We start from the raw sequence: 6,241 nt of genomic DNA on the forward strand, positions 1-6,241 counted from the left end.
CACCGGCCGTCGGCACCGCCACGACGTTCAGCTCGCCGGATACGCCCGGCATGCCGCCGCCGTCGGACAAGTCGGCCTGGGACTTCATGCCGCCCGACTGGCGGAGGGTCGATGGCGTCTGGGTGGCGCCCGAGGGCTTCGAGCCCGTGACGCAGCTCGAGCACGCGCGGCTCGGGCACGTGACGCCCGAGATGCGGCGGGTCGCCGAGCGCGAGCCGCACCTCTCTCCGGACCAGGTGCGGGATGAGGTGGCCGCCGGACGGTTGATCATCCCCGCGAACCGCGTGCACCTCGGTTACCGGCTCGATCCGATGGCGATCGGTCGGGCGAGCCGCACGAAGGTGAACGCCAACATGGGCGCCTCGCCGGTGAGCAGCGGCACGGACGAGGAGGTCGAGAAGCTCCGGTGGGCGGAGCGCTGGGGCGCCGACACGGTGATGGACCTCTCGACCGGGGGAGACCTGGACGCGTGCCGCGAAGCGATCATCCGGAACTCGACCGTGCCCATCGGGACGGTTCCGATCTACTCGATGATCATCGGTCGCCGGATCGAGGACCTCGACTACGACGGGATCCTCGAGACCCTGGAGCATCAGGCGAAGCAGGGGGTCGACTACTTCACCATTCACGCGGGCGTGCTGCGGGAGCACCTGCCGCTGATCCACGACCGGTTGATCGGCATCGTGTCCCGAGGCGGCTCGTTGCTCGCCAAGTGGATGCTGGTGCACGGAAGGCAGAACCCGATGTACGAGATCTTCGACGAGATCTGCGACATCATGCGGGAGTACGACGTCAGCTTCTCGCTCGGCGACGGGCTCCGGCCCGGCGGCCTGGCCGACGCCACGGACGAGGCGCAGCTGCGGGAGCTGGAGACGCTCGGCGAGCTCACGGAGCGGGCGTGGGCGAAGGGCTGCCAGGTGATGGTCGAGGGGCCCGGCCACGTCCCGTTCGACCAGATCGAATACAACATGAAGCTGCAGCGGACGCTGTGTCACGGGGCTCCTTTCTACGTGCTCGGGCCGCTGGTGACGGACATCTTCCCCGGCTACGACCACATCACCAGCTGCATCGGAGCGACGGCGGCCGCCTACCACGGGGCCGCCATGCTGTGTTACGTCACGCCCAAGGAGCACCTGGGGCTGCCGAAGAGAGACGACGTGAAGCAGGGCTGCGTGGCGTACCGGATCGCCGCGCACGCGGCCGACGTGGCGCTCGGGATTCCGGGCTCACGCGACCGCGACGACGAGCTCACCCGGGCCCGGGCGGCGCTCAACTGGGAGAAGCACTTCGAGCTCAGCTTCGACCCGGACACCGCGCGCGCCCTGCACGACGAGGACCTGGACGTCGACACGGACTTCTGCGCCATGTGCGGCCACGACTGGTGCAGCGTGCGGATCAGCAAGGAGATCCAGGAGTTCGCTTCGGGCAAGGACGCCGAGTACGCGTGGGACCGGGTGCGGAAGAGCGCCGCGCTGACGGACGAGCAGCGACAGATCCTCGAGCAGCGGGGCGTCCTCTCTCCCGGGGAAATCCACCGGCTCGCGACCAAGACGCGCGCGAGCGTGGAGGCGGACGACGCCGGAAAGGCCTCCTGCCACTCCGACTACGTGGCGGACGGCGCCGAGGCGCGGCGCCTGCAGGACTCGGCCTTCACCCGGGCCCGCACGGACTGATTCGCCGGCGGGTCCCTCTTCCTCCCTTGACGGTGACCTCTCACGAACCTATATATAGAACGTCGATATATAGAGCGACTATATATTAGGATTCGGAGTCTCATGGGCGAAGCCGTCGATCTTCAGGGTCTGGTCCGGACCATCAACCAGGCGCTCATCCTCGCCACGGTCCGCAGCGGGCCGAAGCACGGCTACCAGATCGCCGTGGAGGCGGAGGAGTCCACGGGCGGCATGTTCGCGTTCCAGCACGGCACCCTCTACCCGATTCTTCACAGGCTGGAGAAGGAGCGGCGGATCGAGGGACATTGGGAAACGGTGGATGGCCGCCGACGGAAGTCCTACTCGCTCACGCCCCGCGGACAGGAGTGGCTGGCCGAAGAATCGGCGCGCATCCGCGAGATCACGAGCGTTCTGAATCGAGCGCTCGAGGAGGGTGCATGACCTCCCGCTATCCGGAGCTTCGTGAGCTGGCCGAGCGCCTCGAGCTGCCGCCGACGGCCCGCGCCCGCGTGATTCTCGAGCTCGCGGCGGACCTGTCGGATCTCGAGTCCGAGCTGATGGCTTCGGGGCACTCGGTAGACGAGGCGCGGGCCCGCGCCGCCCGGATGCTGATTCCCTCGCCGGATGCGTTGCGGGAGCTGCAGGAGCTGCACCGGCCGCTGTATGCCCGCCTCGTGGATCGGTTCGCCGACCCGACCCGGCACGGCCTCGAGCGGTTCGCCCTGGTCTCTGCTTCCATCGGCCTGTTCGGGCTGGCGCTTTCCCGCCTGGTCGGCACCGGCCTGCTGGACTCGCCCGCGCCCCTGACGGTCGCGGTGCTCGCGATCGGGTTCGGCGTCGCCGTCGTGTGCGTGTGGAAGGTGTTCGCGCTCTACGTCGCCCGGCAGCACGCGCTGGAGGCGCTGGAGCGAGGGCTGTGGCTCCTCCCCGTTGCCGCCGCAGCGGCGGTCGCGCTGGCAGGGGTCGGTCTGGTCCTCGACCTGTACGGGGTGGCCGGTCGGCTGGAGGCGGATCTGTCGGGCCAGGTGATGGTGCTCGTGAGGTGGCTGCGACGCGACATGGGCCTGCTGTCGGCCGGTCTGCTGACGGCGCTCACCGCGCTCGGAATGTGGCTCTTCCTCTCCGCAGGAGTGGCCGGCGCGCGCCAGGCGGAGGCGGAGATCCTCGCCGGACTGGATCTGGAGACGCACTCGACGAACGACGAAACCGAAAGGAGATGACACCATGCTGGAATTCTTCAGGCAGGGCGGTGTGTTCATGTGGCCGATTCTGTTCGTGGCCATCGCGATCGGATGGCTCGCGGCCCGGTCGTGGGCCCGGACCCGGGGCCTGGACGCTCCCGACGCCGTCGTCGAGACGGGCGTCGACGCGGTCCTCTTCTGGGGGGTGTGGGTGCTGGTGATCGGGCTCCTGGGGACGTTCACCGGGATCTACCAGGCCGCCGGAGCGATCGAGCAGGCCCCGGCGATCAATCCCGCCATGATCTGGGGAGGCGTGAAGGTCGCCCTCACCACCACGCTGGCAGGCTTCCTGGTGTTCGCGGTCGCGGCCCTCCTGTGGCTGGGACTCCGCTCCCACTACCGTAGGAAGGTGGCGACGCGGGCCTGATTCCCGTCATGGGGACCCGCGGGGAGCCGGACGGTGACTCGATCCCGGCGCCTCGCGGCCCTCAGGCCCCCTCTTCCTCGTACTTCTGCTTGAGCCGCTCCACCACGCCCGGGTCGGCGAGCGTCGTCGTATCGCCGAGGGCGCGTCCCTCCGCGATGTCCCGCAGCAACCGGCGCATGATCTTTCCGCTCCGCGTCTTCGGAAGGTCGGCGGTGAAGATGAGGTCGGCCGGCCGGGCGATCGCCCCGATCTCGTTCACCACGTGCTGCTTGAGATCATCCCGGAGCTCCGGCCCCGGATCGAAGCCCTCCTTCAACGACACGAAGGCGGCCACGGCCTGGCCCTTGAGCTCATCGGCGCGCCCCACCACGGCCGCTTCCGCCACGGCGTCGTGATCCACCAGTGCGGACTCCACCTCCATCGTCCCGATCCGGTGGCCGGCCACGTTCAGCACGTCGTCCACCCGGCCCATGATCCACAGGTAGCCGTCTTCGTCCTGCCTCGCCCCGTCGCCCGGGAAGTAGATCCCGTCGAACTTCGACCAGTACGTCTCGCGGAAGCGCTCTTCGTCGCCGTAGATGCCGCGCAGCATGGAAGGCCACGGCTCGCGGATCACCAGGTACCCGCTCTCGGCCGGTTCGCCCTCCGTGTCCACCACGGCGGCGTCGATCCCGGGGAAGGGCACCGTGGCCGATCCCGGCTTGGTCGGAATCGCCCCGGGGAGCGGCGTGATCATGATCGCCCCGGTCTCGGTCTGCCACCACGTGTCGACGATCGGGCAGCGTGCCTTTCCGAGGTGCTCGTGGTACCACGTCCAGGCTTCCGGGTTGATCGGTTCACCGACGGTGCCCAGGAGCCGGAGCTTCGAGAGGTCGTAGCGCTCCGGCCACTGCGGGCCCCACTTCATGAAGGCGCGGATCGCCGTCGGGGCGGTGTAGAACACCGAGACCCCGTACTTCTCGCACAGCTCCCAGAACCGCCCGCGGTCCGGCCAGTCGGGGGCCCCCTCGTACATCACCTGCGTGGCCCCGGCCGCCAGCGGACCGTAGACGATGTAGGAGTGTCCGGTGACCCACCCGACGTCCGCGGTGCACCAGAACGTGTCCTCGTCCTGCAGGTCGAACACCCAGCGGGTGGTGGCCAGCACCTGGGTGAGGTAGCCGCCCGTCGTGTGGACGATGCCCTTCGGTTTTCCCGTGGTACCGGACGTGTAGAGGATGTAGAGCAGGTCCTCGGAGTCCATCTCCTCGGCCGGGCAGTCCGCCGACGCTTCCTGGATGAGCCGGTGATACCAGCGATCCCGCCCCTCGACGAAGTGGACGAACGCCTCGTCGCCCTCGCTTCCCGGCCGGCGCCGCACGATGACCACGTGCTCCACGAAATCGAGGCCGTCGACCGCCTCGTCCGCCGTGCGCTTCAGGGGGAGGATCTGCCCTCGCCGATAGCCGCCATCCGCCGTGATCAGGACCTTGGCCCGCGCGTCCTCGATCCGGTCACGCAGCGACTTCGCGGAGAATCCGCCGAACACCACCGAGTGCGGCGCGCCGATGCGGGCGCAGGCCAGCATGGCGATGGCCGCTTCCGGGATCATCGGGAGGTAGATGGCCACCCGGTCGCCCTTTTCGACTCCCAGGCCCTTCAGGGCATTGGCGAACTGGCACACCTCGCGGTGCAGCTGCCGGTAGGTGTAGACACGCCGGTCGCCTGGCTCGCCTTCCCAGATGAGGGCCGCCTTGTTCGCGCGCCACGTGTCCAGGTGCCGGTCGAGGCAGTTGTGGGCGACGTTGAGCTTGCCGCCCACGAACCAGCGGGCGAAGGGCGGCTCCCACTCGAGCACGGTGTCCCACTTGCGGAACCAGTCGAGCTCTTCGGCCCACGAGGCCCAGAACGCCTCCCGGTCCTCCGCGGCCTCGCGGTACGGCGCGTCGTCGCTCTCCGTCGCCGCCTCCCGGAAGGAATCCGGCGGCTCGTACCGGCGCTCCTCGTGCAGCAGGACGTCGATCTCGCGGCGGCGTGCGTCGGCCATGTAGCTCTCCTGTGTGGGTGAGGATCGGCCTTCCAGAGTAGAAAGGAGTCGCGCGGAGGGGCAAGGTTCGAACTCCGTCCGCGCGGTGCGCGTGGCCATCCCGGGCACGTCGCCATAGCTTCACCCACCATCCTCAAATGGAGGCATTCGTACGCCATGCGCACATACTTCGTCGGTCTCGGAACCCTCGTCCTCATCCTGCTCGTCGCGACCTGCGGCGACCGAACCTCAGACACGGCCATGAACACGGACACCGACAACGCCCTGCTCGCGGAATGGACCGGTCCCTACGGCGGCGTGCCGGCGTTCGACCGCATGGACCTCGCCGACCTCAAGCCGGCCCTCGAGAAGGGCATGGAGCTGGAGCTGGCCGAGATCGATGCGATCGCCGCGAATCCCGAGCCGCCCACCTTCGAAAACACGATCGTCGCCCTCGAGGGCGTCGGCGACGACCTCGACCGCGTTCAGGTCTACCAGGGCATCTGGAGCTCCAACCTGTCGTCTCCCGAGTTCCGCGAGATCCAGATGGAGATGGCCCCGAAGCTGGCCGAGCACCGCACGAAGATCACCCAGAACGCGGCCCTGTTCGATCGAATCCGCGCCGTGTACGAGAGCGACGAGGTCGAGTCCCTGCGCCCGGACGAGCAGAGGCTGGTCGAGCTGGTGTACGACGGCTACGCCCGAAACGGTGCGACGCTGGAGGGCGAAGCGAAGGAGCGGTACGCAGCGATCAACCAGCGGCTGGCGGAGCTGTACACCGAGTTCGGCAACAACGTGCTGGCCGACGAAGAAGGGTACGTCACCTACCTCACGGAGGATCAGCTTGGCGGGTTGCCGGCGGCCTACATCGCGGCGGCGGCCGCGGCGGCGGCGGAGCGGGGCCACGAGGGCGAGTACGCCGTGACCAACACCCGCTCGTCGATGGACCCCTTCC

The 6,241-nt window shown here is 68.7% G+C and carries 5 protein-coding genes and 1 pseudogene; 5 read left to right on the forward strand and 1 reads right to left on the reverse strand.

Annotated elements, in window-relative coordinates; translation table 11 throughout:
• The 4 genes from thiC to AC36XV_RS09505 form a co-directional block, all read left to right on the forward strand.
• Positions 1 to 1,673, forward strand: a 1,673-nt coding sequence (gene thiC, locus AC36XV_RS09490) for a phosphomethylpyrimidine synthase ThiC (protein WP_492203448.1), incomplete at its 5' end; no start/stop codon positions are given.
• Positions 1,674 to 1,775: 102 nt separating this feature from the next.
• The gene (locus AC36XV_RS09495; protein ID WP_492203449.1) at positions 1,776 to 2,114 is read left to right on the forward strand and encodes a PadR family transcriptional regulator; all 339 of its coding nucleotides are present in this window, start codon (positions 1,776 to 1,778) and stop codon (positions 2,112 to 2,114) included.
• Positions 2,111 to 2,893, forward strand: coding sequence for a hypothetical protein (locus AC36XV_RS09500; RefSeq protein WP_492203450.1), 783 nt, complete (start codon positions 2,111 to 2,113; stop codon positions 2,891 to 2,893). The genes AC36XV_RS09495 and AC36XV_RS09500 overlap by 4 nt, the downstream gene beginning before the upstream one ends.
• Positions 2,894 to 2,897: 4 nt before the next feature.
• Entirely contained in the window at positions 2,898 to 3,281 is a 384-nt protein-coding gene (locus AC36XV_RS09505) for a MotA/TolQ/ExbB proton channel family protein (protein WP_492203451.1), read from the forward strand.
• 61 nt (positions 3,282 to 3,342) lie between these two features.
• Here the strand turns inward: AC36XV_RS09505 and acs are convergent, their stop codons facing one another.
• On the reverse strand, positions 3,343 to 5,307 hold the full coding sequence (gene acs, locus AC36XV_RS09510; RefSeq protein WP_492203452.1) for an acetate--CoA ligase: 1,965 nt from the start codon (positions 5,305 to 5,307) through the stop codon (positions 3,343 to 3,345).
• Between the two features lie 156 nt (positions 5,308 to 5,463).
• On the opposite strand from acs, the pseudogene AC36XV_RS09515 reads away from it, so the two are divergent.
• A pseudogene (locus AC36XV_RS09515) lies at positions 5,464 to 6,241 on the forward strand (M3 family metallopeptidase); the annotation flags it as partial.

The organism is Candidatus Benthicola sp., assembly GCF_058719085.1.

Bases quoted from the DNA above. Each gene is read 5' to 3' on its own strand.
- AC36XV_RS09495 (WP_492203449.1), top strand. From the start codon at position 1,776: ATGGGCGAAGCCGTCGATCTTCAGGGTCTGGTCCGGACCATCAACCAG.
- AC36XV_RS09500 (WP_492203450.1), top strand. From the start codon at position 2,111: ATGACCTCCCGCTATCCGGAGCTTCGTGAGCTGGCCGAGCGCCTCGAG.
- AC36XV_RS09505 (WP_492203451.1), top strand. From the start codon at position 2,898: ATGCTGGAATTCTTCAGGCAGGGCGGTGTGTTCATGTGGCCGATTCTG.
- acs (WP_492203452.1), bottom strand. From the start codon at position 5,307: ATGGCCGACGCACGCCGCCGCGAGATCGACGTCCTGCTGCACGAGGAG.